This is a genomic window from Echinicola salinicaeni (assembly GCF_014280965.1).
Lineage (GTDB): Bacteria > Bacteroidota > Bacteroidia > Cytophagales > Cyclobacteriaceae > Echinicola > Echinicola salinicaeni.
In genome coordinates, this window is the sequence record NZ_JACODZ010000011.1 from 52,773 (window position 1) to 70,584 (window position 17,812).

A 17,812-nucleotide genomic window follows, 5' to 3' on the forward strand; every position below is an offset into this window, starting at 1 on the left:
AATGGCAGTATCTATTTCATATTTAACCTCCGGTGAACAATTTCAATATATCATTCCCAATCGCAAACACCATTAAGGCCAATAGCAAAACCATACCCACTTTCTGAGCATTCTCAAGGAATTTTTCAGATGGGCTCCTTCCAGAAATCATCTCATATAACAAGAACACCACATGACCACCATCCAAAGCTGGAATAGGTAGTAAATTCATAAAGGCAAGAATCATTGATATCAAACCAGTGATGCTCCAAAACTTTACCCAGTCCCATTTACTACCATAAATCTTGGCCATACCAATAGGACCACTGACGTTTTTGGTAGAAACTTCTCCGGTGAACATTTTACCTAACGCCTTGGCGTTTACAATCACTACACTGAAGGCTTTTTCAGTCCCTTTCCCAATCGATTCATTAAAGGTAAACTCCTTCCTTACTGGCTGAATGAGTGGATTGACCAATACACCAATGGTTCCATCATCATAAACATTCAATTTACCAGATTTTGCCTGTCCATTTCTTTCATAGGAAAGTTCAATTTCCTTACCTGCATTCTCCTCTAATACACGCTGAAAGTCAGAAAAGTATCTTATCTTTTGATCATTAACGGCCAAAACTTTATCTCCCTCTTCCAAACCTAATCCGGCCGCATGCTTACCTTTAGTGGCTTCCTTTATGGTAAAAGGCACTCCGATATCGATGAAATTAGAAAGGCTTTCCTTATTGGAAAATGAATTAATAAAACCTCTTGGGATTTCAATCTTCAAGATTTCACCATCCCTATCCACCGTATAATAACCATTTTCGCTCAAAAGCACATCCCCGCTGGATAGATCCGCCAAACTTTCATACGTTTGACCATTTACATCAAGCACCTTATCTCCATCCTGGAATCCAATCTGCTGCCCTATATCATAAGCTACAATACCATGCTCAATCACTTGTTCCCTTGAAAAATAGGTTTCTCCTCGGTTATACACCAAGGCTATAAAAATAATTATACCTGTAATTACATTTACTATTATCCCCCCTAGCATAACGATCAATCGCTGCCAAGCCGGTTTGGCCCTAAATTCCCAAGGTTGAGGTTCTGAACTTAATTGTTCCGTATCCATGGATTCATCCACCATGCCTGAAATCTTCACAAAACCGCCTAGAGGAATTGCTCCTAGGGAATACTCCGTCTCTCCATATTTAAAGCTCACTATCTTTGGCGGAAAACCAATAGAAAACTTCTCCACTCTCATCCCAAACAGCTTTGCTGCAAGCATATGACCTCCTTCATGCAGGCCCACCAAAATTGATAGTCCAAGCAGGAGTTGGCCCACCATTATTAAAGTATCCATGTTATATTATTTATTCTTAATTATTTCTTCCGTTATTATTCTTGCCTTTTTGTCAGTCTCAATAAAGTCTTCCAAAGCAGGCTGAGACACAAAGTCTACCCTGTCAATTGTTTTTGCGATTACATCTGACATTTCCAAGAATCCTACTTCGTCCCTCAAAAATGCGGCCACAGCAATTTCATTGGCTGCATTTAATGCACATGGGCTGTTTCCTCCTTTTTCGAGTGCATCAAAGGCCAATTGTAAATTCCTAAAGGTCTTCATATCTGGCGCCTCAAAATCCAGTGATGCATATTGGCCAAAGTCAAACCTTGGAAAATCTGATTCAAATCTATCCGGATAACTCAGTGCAAACTGAATTGGGATACGCATATCTGGAAGTCCAAGTTGTGCTTTCATGCTCCCATCCCTAAACTGAACCAAAGAGTGAATGATAGATTGCGGATGAACTACCACTTCAATTTGCTCTGCACTGACTCCAAACAACCACTTCGCCTCAATCACTTCAAGCCCCTTATTCATCAGAGAAGCTGAATCGATCGTGATCTTCGCTCCCATATCCCAGTTGGGGTGTTTCAATGCCTGCTCTTTGGTAACATTGGCCAGATAGGCACTGTCCTTCCCTCTAAAAGGACCTCCCGAAGCTGTCAAAACAAGCTTTTCAATAGGATTATGGAATTCACCTACTAAACACTGAAAAATAGCTGAATGTTCTGAATCCACAGGATATATATTCACCGCTTTTTCCTGGGCCATTTTGGTAATCAACTCTCCGGCGACCACGAGGGTTTCCTTATTAGCAAGGGCTATTTGCTTCCCTGCTTTGATCGCACTGATAGTAGGTAATAGACCAGAATACCCCACCAAAGCAGTCAGCACAATATCAATACTATCCATCTCCACCACTTGTGCCAATGCCGCGTCACCTGCATATACCTTTATAAAATGCGGATCCAAAGCCGCTTTTAATTTCGGATAATGATCCTCATTGGCAATGACCACTGCATTGGGCATAAAGGCCAAAGATTGCTCAATAAGTAAATCTACATTATTTTGGGCGGTCAAAACCTCGACCTCAAATCTATCCTCATGCTGCGCAATAACCTCCAAGGTCTGCTTTCCTATACTTCCTGTAGACCCCAAAAGGGCCACTCTTTTCTTATTTGACATTGATGTCTTATTTCTCTTTAAGGAGACTTTTTGTCTCTTTGGCAATTCTAAAGGCTACTCAATAAGCTGACAAATTTACAAGCTTCAAAGACTTTTCCTTTGTTTTTTGCCACTTTTTCACCCTTGGGCAATTTGGCATTTCCTTAGCCATATCATTATCGAACAAATCCGTAAAGACTTTGAGCTCAATCCCCATTTGCTCACGCAAGATATATGGTTCATTGACTATCTGCGAAGTTCATTTAGGGACCGGCACAAAGAAAATTCTAAACTTTGATAATTATACAGCAACTCAGCCTAAAGAAATATTAAAAAATGTTAAAGAGTTTATCTTAAATTTAAAAAGACCGTTTATTCAATGATTCAAAAATAATAGTCTCATGCAAAAAAATTTAAAAACTATTGCCATAGCTTTTTCTGCAGGCCTATTGGGTGCATGGTCTCATCAGGAGTTTTTAATGGACGATGCAAGTGCAGATTCAAATGAATTTATAAAAAAGGAAAACATATCCCACCAAGTAAATTACACAGAAGAAAGCCCTAGAAGAACAAGTACCGCCATGGATGTACCTGTATCCTTCGTGGAAGCTTCCGAAAAAAGCACCGAATCTGTGGTATTCATCAAGAACTTTTCAGGCTCAGACTACCGCCGGTACAGCATGTTTGACTTTTTCTTTGGCCCCCAAGGAAGTCAGGCCCCAAGGGTAAGTACTGGATCTGGAGTTATTTTCTCAGAGGATGGCTATATCATCACCAATAACCACGTAGTAGAAAATGCAGAAACACTAGAAGTGGTCCACCATAAAAGAACCTACCAAGCAAAACTCATCGGTACAGATCCGAATACCGATATCGCAGTGCTAAAAATTGAAGCCCAAGGCTTACCCGCCATCAAAAAAGGCAGCAGTAAAGACCTCAAAATTGGGGAATGGGTAATCGCAGTAGGAAATCCCTTTAACCTTACCTCCACCGTCACCGCTGGAATCGTTTCTGCCAAAGAAAGGCAAATCAATATATTGGGTGGTGATTTCCCTTTGGAATCATTTATACAAACTGATGCGGCGATTAATCCCGGCAACTCCGGTGGAGCTCTGGTAAATATCAAAGGGGAACTGGTAGGCATCAATACCGCCATCCTTTCAAGAACAGGATCTTATACTGGCTATGGCTTTGCTGTACCAGCAGATATCGCCTCTAAAATTGCCAATGACTTGATTAAATACGGAGAAGTTCAAAAGGCAATCCCAGGGATTGAAGCGGTAGAAATCACCCCTGAACTGGCAGAAGAAATGAACCTCGAATCCCTGGATGGCGTAGTGATAAGTCATATTATCCGAAACGGAGCTGCCGAAAAATCCGGATTAAAAGTCAATGACGTCATTACGGGAATTGATGGAACCAAAATAACCGGAAAAGGTAGCTTTGAAGAAGCACTCTCCTATTACTACCCTGGAGATAAAATCAATATTTCTTATTACAGAGAGAAAAAGCCAAAGACCGCACAACTTACCCTTGAAAATTTAGAAGGTGGTACTGGCATTATAAAAAGAGCCTTTTATTCCTCTGCGCTTTTGGGAGCTAGATTAGAAGCTGTAAACACAGTTGAAAAGGACAAAATGCAAATAGAATACGGTATAAAAATCACCTCACTCACCAGAGGATATCTAAATGAACTGGGACTAGGAAATGGATTTATACTTACAAAAATAAATGGCGAACCAGCTAAGGATCCTGAAGAAATAGGTGAATTCTTGGAGGATTATAGCGGAAGATTGGTCATTGAAGGATTGACACCAAGAGGCAGGGCATTTAGACAGTCCTACAGCGTCCGTTAAGCCCATTATTTAGAGCGAAATTAAATTATAAGCACCGAAAAATATTCGGTGCTTTTTTGCTGGAATTTTGTATTTTTAAAAAAACGACAAGCAAATATGAAGACCCAGCCAATAACCTGTGAAAAATATTTTGAGGACTTTTCAAGCTCATTATCTGAGCTGCAAGAAGTAATCGAAGAAATCAAAGTCAGGGGCATCAATTCTAAATCAGAACAGCACCTACACCGATCTTTTGAACTCACCCATGAATTGGCACTAAACACTATGAGTGAATACTTTAGAAACCAAGGCCGCCCCCCTTATTCAGGATCTAGAGATGTCACCTTGGATGCTTTTGATGAAGAATTAATTGATGATGGAAAGGGCTGGTTAGACATGATCATTTGCAGGATAAAAGCCACCACATTATACACCGAAAATACTGACGACACCTTGACACAAAACATTATCAAGAACTATATACATTTATTTGAAAATTTTGAAAAACACATGAAAAACATCCTAGCATAGTAGGACAATTTAAATTTTACAAAATTTTCACCACTATAGCTGTAGCACTTCTGTTATATTCTGCGTCTTAGGTAAAAGAATTTTTAATTAAAAAAACTCTAGCCATGAATCTAACTTTACCAGCTCATAGTTTATTGCCCAATTGGCTCTTGATATTAACAGTAGTGCTTGCTTTTTCTGCCTGTCAAGATCAAGTAGAAAGCACCTACACCTACGAAACAACATACCCTGTCTCTATTAAAACAAGTACTTTTAGAGCGATGAACGTCGGACAAACCGAACCGCGTACGATTAATAAGACTGGCAAAATCTATATTTTTGGAAACTATTTATTCATCAGCGAACCCAATGAAGGAATCCATGTCATAGACAATACTGATCCCAGCGCTCCAAGGAACCTTCTATTTCTTGAAATCCCAGGAACAGCCGACCTAGCCATCAATGACAATATTTTATATGCTGATAGCTATATTGACCTTTTATCATTTGATATCAGTAACCCTTTTAATATCAAACTTATTGACAGGGAAGAAGATGTTTTCAGAAATCACTATAGCGCTATAGAAACAGGAGAGTTCACCATTTGGAAGGACACAGTCCTCACTTCAGAAAAGCCCTTTAGACCTTGGAACGGACCATTCTTTTTTGAAGCCGATGTATTAAGTTTTGCCAATAATAGTGATGGAGGCAATTATGGTCAGGGAGGCTCCATGGCAAGGTTCACTTTAGCCAATGGCCATTTGTATGCAGTGGACGAGCAAGACTTGAGATTATTTGACATAAGCGAAAAAGAAAACCCTGAATTTGTAAAACAAATTCAGCTGGGGTGGGGAATTGAAACCATTTATCCATTCAAGGACAAATTATTTATTGGCTCCACCACTGGTATGCATATTTACGATATTTCAGCACCTGCATCCCCGGAACAACTATCCGTATATGCCCACATTACCAGCTGTGATCCAGTAGTAGCCAATGATGATTATGCTTTTGTCACCCTTAGAAGTGGGAATTTTTGCCAACAGGGAGTAAACCTATTAGAGGTTTTGGATATCTCTAATCCTTCCCAACCCAATTTATTGAAATCATACCCAATGCAAAACCCTCATGGACTTGGATTATCCGGTGAAAACCTTTTTGTCTGTGAAGGGCAGTTCGGTTTGAAAAGCTTTAAGGTAAATGATGTCATGAAAATTGATGAAAATCAAATGGAGCACTTGAAAAACCTTAACGCAATTGATCTAATCCCCGGTCCCAAATCTCTTATTGTTATTGGAAACAATGTGATTTGCCAATATGATTACAGTACACCGAGCAAACTTGTTAAGCTCAGCTGCATGGAAATTGAAAAACAGGAACTGTACTAATTTAAACTGCATGACATTCGTTAATAAAACATTTAGTTGGATTGTTTTAACTCTGGTGATAACTCTTTTTTCAAGAGGAAGTGTCTTGGCTCAGGCACTTCCTTTCACCAACCATACGGAAATAGGCATTTTACAAAACAATCAATCATTAGGGCCCAACACATCTTTCACCTTCCAAACTTTCAATGGAGTAAAAGCCAATAACTGGTTGAACATTGGCTTCACCACAGGCTTGGACAATTATAACAAAACTCTTATCATACCTTTTGCTTTGGGTGCCAGGGCTGTACTGCCCTCCGAGGGGAAGCTTTCTTTTTTAGGAGGCCTAGATACAGGAGTAGGAACTACACCATTCGAAAAAGACAGTCGTACCAATTGGACAGAAGGTGGCTTCCTACTTAACCCTATCATCGGTATGCTAATAAAAACAAAAGGCAAAGGCCAATTTAGCTTAAGCTTAGGATATAAAAGACAAGTGATCTCGAAGTCTGAAGGCACTTTGGACCCTGGAAATACGAATGGAGACAATGGACTTCCTCCCGGCTACCGATCCATCTTTAAGGAAACATTCATTTATAATCGTGCATCTATTCGATTGGGAGTATTTTTCTGATAAGTTGCTAGATAAAAACCATAGATGTATTTTTGAGCTTAATTTTCAAGGGGCACAAGCCTCAATTCAAAGTTAACCAATCATTATTCTTAGGGTCCTAGTACATGTTAAGATCAAATTTGTCTCTTATTTTTATTCTTTTATTTGCTTTTGCCTGCTCCACAAAATCAAATAAAAACGAAGTCACTTCCTTAAAAGAAATCAAACTAGACCATGCAGTTGGGTTCAAAATTTTTCAGGGGGAGGGCTTCAAATTGGTCAAGGTCCAACATGGATTCCCTGGGGAACATGAGCCATTCAGTTATTTGGTAAAAGAGGCTGAAGATATTCAAGTCAACAAAAACCAATACAATGCTGTCATCGATGCTGATGTTCAAAAGATCATATTAACTTCAACTACCCAAATCCCTCATTTGGACAGGCTGGACATAAGCGATAAACTCATTGCATTTCCCAATCTTGATTTAATTTCTTCAAAAGAAATCAGACAGCTGATCACTAATGGAAAAGTTGAAGAATTGGGCGGTGGCGCAAAATTCAATATCGAAAAAATATTGGATATCAATCCAGATTTAGTGGTCATCTCCACCCTAGGAGACAACCTAAAAGACCTTCAACTACTCAACAAAGCCCAGATACCCTATGTAATAAATGGAGACTATTTGGAACAACATCCTCTCGGCAGAGCTGAATGGATAAAGTTTACAGGGGCACTCACAGGGAAACTGGAAGAAGCCACTGAATTATATAATGAAGTGAAAAACAATTACGTAAACCTCCGGGAAAGCATTCAGACAGCAAATCTTGACTACTTACCTAGCGTATTAAGTGGCAATATGTACAAGGACATTTGGTATGCACCAGCAGGAAATAACTGGGGAGCTATTTTCTTTGAAGATGCGGGCAGCGATTATATATTCAAGGAAGAGAAAAATTCAGGAAGCCTTCAACTCAGTTATGAATATGTATTGGACAAAGGCATCAATGCAGATATATGGATCAGCACCGGGGAATTCACTAACCTCGAAAGCATGAAAAATGCTGACCAACGCTATACCCAGTTCAGATCTTTCCAAGAAGCTCAGGTATATACGTTCTCCCTCACCCGCGGAGCTACTGGAGGACTGGAATATTTTGAGCTAGGATATTCAAGGCCTGACATTATTTTAAAGGATTTGATAAAAATCTTTCACCCTGAGCAATTACCTGACTACAAACCTTATTTTTACCAAAAACTAAACTAGTCCCTGAGCTTGCAAGCTTCAAAAAAACATACCAGTCTATTAATTTTCTCTGGATCTTTCCTCGTCCTTTGCCTATTTCTGATCAATATCGCTGTTGGTTCAGTTCATATTCCATTCAATGAATTATTAGGAGCACTTTTAGGAAACCCTATGGCTAAAACAAGCTGGAATACGATTCTCTTTGAATATAGAATCCCAAAAGCCTTAACAGCTATCATCATAGGTATATCGCTCTCTCTTAGCGGACTACAAATGCAAACATTTTTTCGAAATCCATTGGCTGGCCCGTATGTTCTCGGCATTAGTTCTGGAGCAGGCTTAGGAGTCGCCATCTTAATTTTGGGAGGCAGTGCCTTTGGCTGGAACGTAGCCAACAATGCGGGAAACTACCTCACATGGGGTATTTGGGGAGTTATTATATCTGGAAGCTTAGGGGCCATTGCGATACTATTATTAATGAGTCTGACAGCTTGGAAAATCAAGGACAGCATGACCTTGCTCATCATTGGATTGATGTTTGGGAGTGCCTCTGGAGCAATTGTAAGTGTCCTATCCTATTTCGGAAATGCCGAAGATCTAAAACTCTTCACCATCTGGTCTATGGGAAGCTTAGGAGGAATTAGTGGTATACAACTATATATATTATGTATGGTTTGCCTGGCAGGAACCATTCCTGTTTTACTTATGGTCAAATCTTATAATGCTATGCTGATGGGTGAAAGGTATGCTATAAGCATGGGAGTAAACATTAAGACACTAAGATGGACAATGATCATCAGCACGGGACTATTAGCTGGAAGCGCAACAGCTTTCTGTGGGCCTATTGCATTCATTGGAATTGCGGTCCCCCATTTGGCGAGAATGGTTTTTAGAACAGGAGATCACAAAATACTGTTTCCAGCATCAGCTTTGATCGGTGCTGCCTTTTTACTGGCAAGTGACGCCATTAGTCAATTACCTGGATCTGCTGAAACCCTTCCAATCAATGTGATTACTTCACTTTTTGGAGCCCCTTTGGTTATTTGGTTAATTTTGAAGAGAAACTTTAGCAATGAATTTTAATGAAGGCTGAATCAACCATATTAGAGGGAAAACTGGTAAGTATCGGTTATACCAAAAGTAACAGCACCAATATTTTAGCAGAATCACTATCCTTCCAGCTAAAAAAAGGAAAACTCACTTGCTTACTTGGCCCCAATGGGGTGGGCAAATCCACCTTGGTCAAAACCATACTGGGCCAAATCCCCAGTCTAAGTGGCGACATTTCATTTTTAAATAAAAACATCAACCATTATCCTGCCAAATCATTGGCTCAAAATATCAGTGTAGTACTCACTGACAAGATTACCGGAGGGAACTTGACCGTTCAGCAACTGGTAAGTCTTGGAAGAACGCCATTCACCAACTGGTTAGGCAAGCTTACCCCGGAAGACAACAAAATTATCCTAGATGCCTTAAAAGCGACCAAAACCTATTACCTGAAAGATCAATTCATTTCTGAAATTAGCGATGGACAGTTGCAAAAAGTCATGATTGCGAGGGCACTTGCTCAGGACGGCAATCTAATTATTTTGGATGAGCCTACTGCTCATTTGGATTTGGTGAACCGCTACGAAATCATGCACTTACTTAGAGACATTACTCAAGAACAAGGAAAATCCATCCTAATTGTCACCCATGACCTGGACATAGCCATCGAAACAGCCGATGAGCTTTGGATCATGCAATGCGGTTCTCCCCTGCTTTGTGGAACACCTGAGGATTTAATCCTATCTGGTGGCATCAACCAATTATTGCCTAATGAACAACTTATTTATGATCCAGGGCTTGGAAAAATCAGACCTACCCAAATCTCTTCCTACCCCAATATTCAAGGACCAGACCATATCAAACAATGGTTAAAACTGGCGCTTCAAAAAAATCATATCCAACTCCCCGATGATCTGAAGATTGAAATCAAAGTATCCCCTTTAACCTTCAACCTTACCAAAAATCAATCTACACAGGTGGCCGATAATATAGAAAAAACCATACAGTTGATTCAGCAACTCATTTAATTTGATTTTATAAAAACAGGCCTAACAGCCCTAAGAGCCAAGGAGAAAAAACTCAAACCATAAACCCTATCTTTTTTATAGGGTTTTGTTTTTCCTAAAACATTTTTCCATTATATTTGTCATACTAATAATTGCGATGACAAAAGAACAATTTAGTCAATATTCATTTTTGCTGGACAGAACAGCCAGACGGGTAAAACAATATGCTCAGCAAAAATTTAAAAGTGGTGATTTTGACGTAACGGTTGACCAATGGCTCATACTCAAGCGACTTGCAGACCATGAGTCCTTAAGTCAAACGGAATTGGCTAGTTTGGTCTTCAAGGATCAACCAACTTTAACTAGAATTATTGACATCCTTTGTAAAAAAGGATATACAGAAAGGCGCCCAAATCCTGCCGACAGAAGGAGTTTCCAAATAGTACTCACCAAGGAAGGACAGGAAAAAGTGGAGGAGCTCAAGCCAAAAATCTCATTGATCAGGGAAAAGGCTTGGGAAAAATTAAACGAGAATGATTTTGAGGAATTCAAAAGAATTCTCAATACGATATACACCAATTTAGAATAGTTTTAAATAACTCATGGAATTGGCTGATTTCCTATTTATATTTGCACGAAAAATCGGACAATTCACCTTGCAGCATGCAAGTAAATATTAATTCATACCATGATAACAACTGACATTTGCATCATCGGAGCCGGACCAGTAGGATTATTCACAGTATTTGAAGCAGGCTTGCTAAAAATGCGTTGTCACCTGGTCGACGCATTACCTCAGGTAGGTGGACAGCTCTCAGAGATATATCCGCAAAAACCTATTTATGACATTCCTGGTTATCCTGAAGTTAAAGCTCAGGAGTTGGTGGACAACCTAATGAAACAAATTGAACCTTTTGACCCAACTTTTACCCTTGGGGAAAGAGTGGATCATTTGACCAAGCAGGACGATGGTTCTTTTGTATTGACCACTAGTGACAAAACAAAAATCCATGCACAGGTAATCGTTATTGCTGGTGGCCTTGGATGTTTCGAGCCTAGAAAACCAGTTCTGGAAAACCTTGAAAACTTTGAAGGAAAAGGTATCACTTATATGGTGAAAGACCCTGAGCAATTCAGAGATAAAAAAGTGATTCTAGCGGGTGGTGGTGACTCTGCTCTTGATTGGACCATCTTCTTGGCAGATGTTGCTGAAAAAGTAACTTTGGTGCACAGAAATGAGACTTTTAGAGGAGCACCTGATTCTGCAGCCAAGGTATTTGACCTTGCCAATAATGGAAAAATTGACTTGATCCTTAGCTCTAATTTGACTAAAATTTCAGGGAATGGACACCTTCAAAGTGTCACCATGAAAAACAAGGCCAAAGAAGAAATTATAGTAGATACTGATTATCTGATCCCATTATTCGGCTTAAGCCCTAAGCTTGGACCAATAGCAGACTGGGGATTAAATATTGATAAAAACGCCATTGAGGTGGATACCACTGACTATTCTACCAATGTAGATAGAATTTATGCAGTGGGTGATATCAACACCTATGAAAACAAGCTTAAATTGATCCTTTGTGGTTTCCATGAAGCTGCCTTGATGTGTCACAGTGCCTTCAAATATGTTTATCCAGATCAAAAATTAAGCTTTAAATACACTACCGTTAATGGTGTTAATGCATTTTAATTATACTTTTGCGTTATGGTAACATTTGAAGTAGAAGATCACGACGGAAACCGTCAATCAATAGAAGCCCCAGGAGATATGGGCTTAAGCCTAATGGAAGTACTTAAAGCTTCCGAATACCCTGTATTGGCAACCTGTGGAGGTATGGCACTTTGTGCTACTTGCCATGTGGAAGTTTTGGATGGTAAAGATGGATTAGGAGATGCTACTGATGTAGAACTTGACCAATTGGAAACCCTCCCTGAATTATTCCCCACAAGTCGCTTAGCTTGTCAAATCAGAATTAGTGAAGAGCTTGAAGGTGCAATTTTCAAACTAAGAGGAGAAGAAAATTAAAATTTCCTGTGTAATACAATGATAGGAAGGTTGGTAATTTGTTTTGCCAACCTTCTATATTTTTAACCCAACGGTGACTTCAAGAACCACCTCCTCACCGATCATTTCTTCAATTTCCTTTTTAATCTCTTTAAAATCTTCCTCAGATAGATCCCTATCGGAAACGGCCTTGATAGAAATAATAATCGGACTCAAACTCCTGACTTCCACATTCCGCAATGTTATCCCTCCTTTTACGGTATACCCACTTAATTCCTGAAGCAATTTATTTTCACGGACCAAATTACTAAAACCAAAAGTTAAAGGAGCGCTTACAAAAAACACCAAGATCAAAGACCATACAAGCCCCTTTTTTGCTAGATGAAAAGGACTAAAACCCAAAAGCAAAAAAGTAAAAGCCGCTGACAACACCATACCGGCCAAATTGGTTATTAAGAGCAATAATGAACCAGAAAATACAGCCCAGTCTGCCCAGCCCAATCCAATTCCTGAAACAGCCATAGGAGGAACCAAAGCAACTGCAATGGCTACTCCTGCCAGGGTTTTGGCTATTTCCTTTTTTGAATGAGCATAAGCTCCAGCAGCACCCGAAGCCGCCGCAACACCAAGGTCCAATAGATTAGGCCTTATTCTGGCAGTAATTTCACCATTTAGGGCGTTTAAAGGAGTTAACCAGGTCAAGATAACCGCGAAAAGATATCCTAAAAGCAAACCTAGCCCTAAGGTTTTAAGACTGTTAAAAGCTAATTTCCTGTCCTGCCTCAGCACGCCCATACTCAATGATATAATTGGAGACATCAGCGGTGCTAGCACCATGGCTCCAATAATGACTGGAGAAGAATTGGCAAATAAACCAAAAGTCGCAATGATGGTCGACAGCACCATGAGCACTAAAAAAGTAGACTTAGGTCTAGAATTCTCCCTTAAGAGACTGAACAAATCTTTGAACTCCTCTGTGGTCGCATGATAAATATAAGGTAAGGGTCCACTCAATAACTCATCCCTGAGCTCTCCTCTAGGAAGCACCTGGGTTTTAAAAAACTCCCTGTTATTGGCCTCCTCCTCAGTCTCCAAAAATCTTCCGGGGACGATTTTTAAAGCTTTCGACAGAATCTTTAATTCTACCTCATGAGCACTTTCCTGCTTACCATCAATGCTCATATTGATAGGCTCCTCGCTCTTCACAAACAATCTTGAAGTCCTAATATGTGCAGTAAAAGGGGGCAATGAAGTCTGTACCTTCCTACTCAACAATCCATTTATCCCAAAGCTTACCAAGCCAATAATGCTTTGCGGTGCCAATATCAATGCATGCAGCATACCATCATTAACAAAGCTATCCTCCAGCACCCTTCTTGAAAGCAAGGTACTTTTCCCATGGGACACCATAACCATCCCCAGAGCAGCAGTATTAATCTCCTCCTGATTAGGATTTTCATTTTCATTCTCGTCACTTCCCTTAGGGATAGAAAGTGTAAAAGGATGCAACTTCACCCTTTTAAAAAGTCCAAAAAAACTCTTTAGCCTTCCAGAAAATTGCTTTAGCCAAGTACTTTCTGCTTGCCCGTACATTAACCCCATGGAATCCCCTAAAGACACCGAGTCAAATACGATTTGACCATTGACAGTAAGTAAATCAAAAGACTTAAGCTTTTCCGCCTCCAACACATGAGCCAGGGATTTATCTATACTTTTCCCCACACCCAAGCCCTGACGTCCATAAATCATTTCTGGATGTGGCAAGAAACCAATCCCCCAACCCTGTCCTTCTGCAATTGGCAAGAACTCCTTCAACTGTTCATCTGACAAATAACACAAAACGAAATCCTCTTCGCTTAAATCCAAACCTTCCAACCGACTAAAAGGAACAGCAATTTTAAGGGCATCCGTTAACTGAAGGAGTATATTTTCCTCTACCTCTTTAATAGATTCATCCGCATACAATAAGGTAATGCCCTTCATATTCCCTATTTCAAAGTATCAAGATCCAATCAATCGTTTGAGTATTTTTATAGCAGCAGCGGGCAGCACTGTACCAGGCCCAAAAACATCCATCACTCCTGCATCAGTTAAAAAATCATAATCTTTTTTGGGGATCACACCTCCCGCTACAACGGCAATATCCCCCCTACCAAGATCCTTCAAGGCACCAATTAATGCTGGCACCAAAACTTTATGTCCACCAGCCAAGGATGATACCCCTACCAGGTGAACATCATTTTCTGCAGCATGCCGCGCTACCTCCTCTGGGGTTTCAAATAAAGGTCCAATATCTACATCAAAACCAATATCAGCAAAGCCCGTCCCTATTATTTTTGCTCCCCGATCATGGCCATCTTGCCCCATCTTAGCGATTAATATTCTTGGCCTTCGACCTTCTATGCTTTCAAATTCATCCGCCAGAGACTGTGCTTCCTTAAACAGATTATCCTGAGCTGCTTCCCTAGAATAAACTCCTGAAAGTGTTTTATTCACTGCTTTATGTCTTCCAAATGCCTTTTCCATGGCCATTGATATCTCTCCTAATGTAGCTCTTTTTCGGGCAGCAATGATGGCTAGCTCCAATAAATTCCCCTTTCCATTATTTGCTGACTGAGTAATATCACTCAGTGCCTGCCATACCTCTTCTGGATTCCTTTCTGATTTCAAAGTATTCAAGCGGGCCAATTGCTTCTTTATTACCTCCGAATTGTCCACCTCCAATATATCAAAATTCTCATCTTGTCCAGTTTTAAATCTATTGACCCCAACTATGGCTTCAGAGCCATTGTCAATCCTTGCCTGTTTCCTAGTAGCTGCTTCCTCTATTCTCATTTTGGGAATACCTGATTGCAGGGCCTCTGCCATCCCTCCTACTTTTTCAACTTCCTCTATATGCTCCCAAGCCTTTTCAACCAATTCTTCAGTAAGCTGCTCTAAATACAAACTTCCTCCTAAAGGGTCCACTACCCTTGTTAAGCCTACCTCCTCCTTTAATATCAATTGAGTATTCCTAGCAACACTTGCAGAAAATACTGAAGGCAGGGAAATCGCCTCATCAAAGGCATTCGTATGTAATGATTGCGTTTGTCCCAATATGGCAGACATCGCTTCGATGGTCGTCCTAGCGATATTATTCATGGGATCCTGTTCAGTCAATGACCAACCGGAGGTTTGGCAATGGGCACGTAACATAAGGGATTTTGGATTCTTGGGCTTAAATTCCTTCATCAACTTAGCCCATAATAGTCGTCCTGCTCTCAACTTAGCTATCTCTCTATAGTGATCCATGCCAATGCCCCAAAAAAAGGATAACCTAGGAGCAAACTCATCTATCTTTAAACCTTTGGAAAGACCAGTCCTAATATATTCCAAACCATCTGTTAAAGTATAGGCGAGTTCTAACTCAGCAGTGGCTCCTGCCTCATGCATATGATAACCAGAGATAGAAATGGAATTAAATTGGGGCATGTATTTGGCGGTATATTCAAAGATATCTGCCACAATTTTCATGGAAGGCTTAGGAGGATAAATATAAGTGTTCCTCACCATGAATTCTTTCAATATATCATTCTGAATAGTCCCCTTTAGCTTTTCTGGCTTTACTCCTTGTTCTTCAGCAGCCACAATATAGAAAGCCATGATAGGAATAACCGCTCCATTCATGGTCATCGAAACTGACATCCTATCCAGAGGAATTTGATCAAACAAGCGCTTCATATCCAATACTGAATCAACCGCTACTCCTGCCATGCCCACATCTCCCTGTACTCTTGGGTGATCAGAATCATAACCTCGATGGGTAGCCAAATCAAATGCAACTGACAAACCTTTCTGCCCCGCTGCTAAGTTTTTCCTGTAAAATTCGTTGGAAGCCTCTGCTGTTGAAAACCCAGCATATTGCCGGATCGTCCAAGGCCTTGTAAAATACATGGTACTATATGGTCCCTTCAAAAAAGGAGGAATCCCTGAGACATATCCAGAATGAGCAGGCATTTCGGATGTATCTCCAGGCCTTGAAGTTTGGTTTGAAAATTCTTTTTTTAACCGACGGAAATCAAGTTTCATTTGGAATTGGGATTAAGTTTATCAAACAAAACGCTTTTTGGGATGCCTCTTAATTGTAATTCTGACTCTCTCCAGTGCTTCCAATTATCAACTGCATCAGGGAAAACTTGATCCTCATAGGCATTTACACCAACCATCAATTGACTTTTATCCTTCAATGCTTCCACTTGCAAATTTCTGGTCACCCTAATTTCTTTTTGTATCAACCCAGAATTGAAGCATGCCAACCAGCCACCATTTTCCTCTAGCTCAATTAACTTATCTCTTACCATATCAAATAGTCTGTCCATTAAAAAATTCAAATAAAAAGCTCCTGAAAATGAATCCTTGCTAAAAGACAGATGAGATTCCAATTTCAACAGATTGGAAATATTGGCAGCTTGTCGCTTGGAAGAAATATCAGGAAAGGCATGTGACAAATCATTCTTACTAACAAACAATATGTCGCTATCCCCATTTAGTGCCATAAGACTTTCGACGGTACTACGAACCAAATTGCCATATTTATCCTTATGGGATTTGGACCATAAAGAAGTTTTGGAAAAGATTTTTAATTTATCAGCCGCAAAACTATTATCAAATAATCCTGCCACCTGATCAGCTAATACCCTAATAAGTTTTAGCTTGGCTATATTCAGAAAATAGTCTCCTCCAACACCTGTCTTAACCGTTAAATTTTCAAAAACGCCCTCCTTACTGGAAAGAATTTTAAGCACTTCTGACAATCCCAATATTCCATAGGACAATTGTTGAACAGCATTACCCCCACTATCCAAATAGACACCTATGTCTACACAAATTCCCCGAAAATGAGAGTATTCTTTAGTCAATTGATGAATTTCTTCTATCTGTACTCTCAGTCCTTGATTTTCAGCTCCATCATCAAGCATTTGGGTAATGGGATCCCATAAAAAGCCACCCTTAATCTTTTCTTTTGGTCGGTCATTTGCCCAGTCCAAAAAAGACTTCAAAACAGCCATCCCATCCTTTTTTGGAACCAACCAGAGGCTAAGGTATTCGGTGTCTAATCCTTCCAGTTTTTGTCTTAGATCTCCCTCCCCTGACCATTGTAAAACCAGCCCATCAATTCCCAATGCCAGTGTTTGTTTGAGATCATTTTGAGTTTCATGATCTAAATCGAAACTGCTTATATTCTCCCAAGCACCGCCAGAAATCCTAGGTATCCCTGCCCAAACATGGTACTGGGCTAAATTCTCTGCCCTGGCAAAAAATGTAGGAATAGAAATTCCCTCAATCTCATCAAAAGTAAATAAATCATTTGCTGACTTAAGCCCTGTTTCCTTTAAGGCCTGAGCTATCCATTCTTTTTTATTTGAATAAGGAAATCCATAAAAAGATAGGTCTATCATATCCGGGTCTATTATGTATCATGATACATCACCCTCTATATGCTATTTCCAAAACAAGAAAATATTTACCTATAGAATATTATGAAATATCATTTCATTAAAAATAAGATTTTGTACTTAAAATACCAGCTTTACCGAAGGACTTATCAAGTATTGTTTACTTTACATTTATTTGTTCTAATTCAATTATTTTTTTTGTATATTCCAAATTGGAAGCCGCCAACTATCCTACTTTTCGATCAGAAAAGA

Annotated in this window: 15 protein-coding genes; 10 read left to right on the top strand and 5 right to left on the bottom strand. The window is 39.8% G+C overall.

Going from position 1 to position 17,812, the window contains the following annotated elements; all coding sequences use genetic code 11:
* Positions 1 to 22 precede the first annotated feature (22 nt).
* On the bottom strand, positions 23 to 1,342 hold the full coding sequence (rseP, locus tag H7U17_RS18865; protein ID WP_186758407.1) for an RIP metalloprotease RseP: 1,320 nt from the start codon (positions 1,340 to 1,342) through the stop codon (positions 23 to 25).
* A gap of 6 nt (positions 1,343 to 1,348) precedes the next feature.
* Positions 1,349 to 2,512, bottom strand: coding sequence for a 1-deoxy-D-xylulose-5-phosphate reductoisomerase (locus H7U17_RS18870; protein ID WP_186758408.1), 1,164 nt, complete (start codon positions 2,510 to 2,512; stop codon positions 1,349 to 1,351).
* A 380-nt stretch (positions 2,513 to 2,892) separates the two neighbouring features.
* Here H7U17_RS18870 and H7U17_RS18875 point away from each other — a divergent pair, with 380 nt between their 5' ends.
* The 10 genes from H7U17_RS18875 (at position 2,893) to H7U17_RS18920 (ending at position 12,146) form a co-directional block, all read left to right on the top strand.
* Entirely contained in the window at positions 2,893 to 4,347 is a 1,455-nt protein-coding gene (locus tag H7U17_RS18875; RefSeq protein WP_186758409.1) for a S1C family serine protease, read from the top strand.
* A gap of 96 nt (positions 4,348 to 4,443) precedes the next feature.
* Entirely contained in the window at positions 4,444 to 4,857 is a 414-nt protein-coding gene (locus H7U17_RS18880; RefSeq protein ID WP_186758410.1) for a nucleotidyltransferase substrate binding protein, read from the top strand.
* A gap of 104 nt (positions 4,858 to 4,961) precedes the next feature.
* Positions 4,962 to 6,224 (top strand): LVIVD repeat-containing protein, encoded by a 1,263-nt coding sequence (locus H7U17_RS18885; protein ID WP_186758411.1) that lies wholly within the window; start codon positions 4,962 to 4,964, stop codon positions 6,222 to 6,224.
* A 55-nt stretch (positions 6,225 to 6,279) separates the two neighbouring features.
* Entirely contained in the window at positions 6,280 to 6,837 is a 558-nt protein-coding gene (locus tag H7U17_RS18890; RefSeq protein WP_186758412.1) for a hypothetical protein, read from the top strand.
* A 104-nt stretch (positions 6,838 to 6,941) separates the two neighbouring features.
* Complete coding sequence (locus H7U17_RS18895) at positions 6,942 to 8,081, top strand: ABC transporter substrate-binding protein (protein ID WP_186758413.1); 1,140 nt, start codon at positions 6,942 to 6,944, stop codon at positions 8,079 to 8,081.
* A 9-nt stretch (positions 8,082 to 8,090) separates the two neighbouring features.
* Positions 8,091 to 9,143, top strand: coding sequence for an iron ABC transporter permease (locus H7U17_RS18900; RefSeq protein ID WP_186758414.1), 1,053 nt, complete (start codon positions 8,091 to 8,093; stop codon positions 9,141 to 9,143).
* Positions 9,143 to 10,138 (top strand): ABC transporter ATP-binding protein, encoded by a 996-nt coding sequence (locus tag H7U17_RS18905; protein WP_186758415.1) that lies wholly within the window; start codon positions 9,143 to 9,145, stop codon positions 10,136 to 10,138. Before H7U17_RS18900 ends, H7U17_RS18905 begins: the two co-directional genes overlap by 1 nt.
* Positions 10,139 to 10,274: 136 nt before the next feature.
* Entirely contained in the window at positions 10,275 to 10,706 is a 432-nt protein-coding gene (locus H7U17_RS18910) for a MarR family winged helix-turn-helix transcriptional regulator (protein WP_186758416.1), read from the top strand.
* A 99-nt stretch (positions 10,707 to 10,805) separates the two neighbouring features.
* A complete protein-coding gene (locus H7U17_RS18915) occupies positions 10,806 to 11,810 on the top strand; it encodes an NAD(P)/FAD-dependent oxidoreductase (RefSeq protein ID WP_186758417.1) in 1,005 nt (334 codons plus the stop codon).
* A 15-nt stretch (positions 11,811 to 11,825) separates the two neighbouring features.
* Entirely contained in the window at positions 11,826 to 12,146 is a 321-nt protein-coding gene (locus tag H7U17_RS18920) for a 2Fe-2S iron-sulfur cluster-binding protein (RefSeq protein ID WP_186758418.1), read from the top strand.
* A gap of 54 nt (positions 12,147 to 12,200) precedes the next feature.
* Here the strand turns inward: H7U17_RS18920 and H7U17_RS18925 are convergent, their stop codons facing one another.
* Genes H7U17_RS18925 through H7U17_RS18935 form a run of 3 tightly spaced genes read right to left on the bottom strand, consistent with a single transcriptional unit; the run spans position 12,201 to position 17,563 of the window.
* Complete coding sequence (locus H7U17_RS18925; RefSeq protein WP_186758419.1) at positions 12,201 to 14,108, bottom strand: TIGR00341 family protein; 1,908 nt, start codon at positions 14,106 to 14,108, stop codon at positions 12,201 to 12,203.
* A gap of 18 nt (positions 14,109 to 14,126) precedes the next feature.
* A complete protein-coding gene (gene scpA / locus H7U17_RS18930; protein WP_186758420.1) occupies positions 14,127 to 16,193 on the bottom strand; it encodes a methylmalonyl-CoA mutase in 2,067 nt (688 codons plus the stop codon).
* Complete coding sequence (locus H7U17_RS18935) at positions 16,190 to 17,563, bottom strand: methylmalonyl-CoA mutase family protein (protein WP_186758421.1); 1,374 nt, start codon at positions 17,561 to 17,563, stop codon at positions 16,190 to 16,192. The genes scpA and H7U17_RS18935 overlap by 4 nt, the downstream gene beginning before the upstream one ends.
* Positions 17,564 to 17,812 lie beyond the last annotated feature (249 nt).

Bases quoted from the DNA above. Each gene is read 5' to 3' on its own strand.
- rseP (WP_186758407.1), bottom strand. From the start codon at position 1,342: ATGGATACTTTAATAATGGTGGGCCAACTCCTGCTTGGACTATCAATT.
- H7U17_RS18870 (WP_186758408.1), bottom strand. From the start codon at position 2,512: ATGTCAAATAAGAAAAGAGTGGCCCTTTTGGGGTCTACAGGAAGTATA.
- H7U17_RS18875 (WP_186758409.1), top strand. From the start codon at position 2,893: ATGCAAAAAAATTTAAAAACTATTGCCATAGCTTTTTCTGCAGGCCTA.
- H7U17_RS18880 (WP_186758410.1), top strand. From the start codon at position 4,444: ATGAAGACCCAGCCAATAACCTGTGAAAAATATTTTGAGGACTTTTCA.
- H7U17_RS18885 (WP_186758411.1), top strand. From the start codon at position 4,962: ATGAATCTAACTTTACCAGCTCATAGTTTATTGCCCAATTGGCTCTTG.
- H7U17_RS18895 (WP_186758413.1), top strand. From the start codon at position 6,942: ATGTTAAGATCAAATTTGTCTCTTATTTTTATTCTTTTATTTGCTTTT.
- H7U17_RS18905 (WP_186758415.1), top strand. From the start codon at position 9,143: ATGAAGGCTGAATCAACCATATTAGAGGGAAAACTGGTAAGTATCGGT.
- H7U17_RS18910 (WP_186758416.1), top strand. From the start codon at position 10,275: ATGACAAAAGAACAATTTAGTCAATATTCATTTTTGCTGGACAGAACA.
- H7U17_RS18915 (WP_186758417.1), top strand. From the start codon at position 10,806: ATGATAACAACTGACATTTGCATCATCGGAGCCGGACCAGTAGGATTA.
- H7U17_RS18920 (WP_186758418.1), top strand. From the start codon at position 11,826: ATGGTAACATTTGAAGTAGAAGATCACGACGGAAACCGTCAATCAATA.
- H7U17_RS18925 (WP_186758419.1), bottom strand. From the start codon at position 14,108: ATGAAGGGCATTACCTTATTGTATGCGGATGAATCTATTAAAGAGGTA.
- scpA (WP_186758420.1), bottom strand. From the start codon at position 16,193: ATGAAACTTGATTTCCGTCGGTTAAAAAAAGAATTTTCAAACCAAACT.
- H7U17_RS18935 (WP_186758421.1), bottom strand. From the start codon at position 17,563: ATGATAGACCTATCTTTTTATGGATTTCCTTATTCAAATAAAAAAGAA.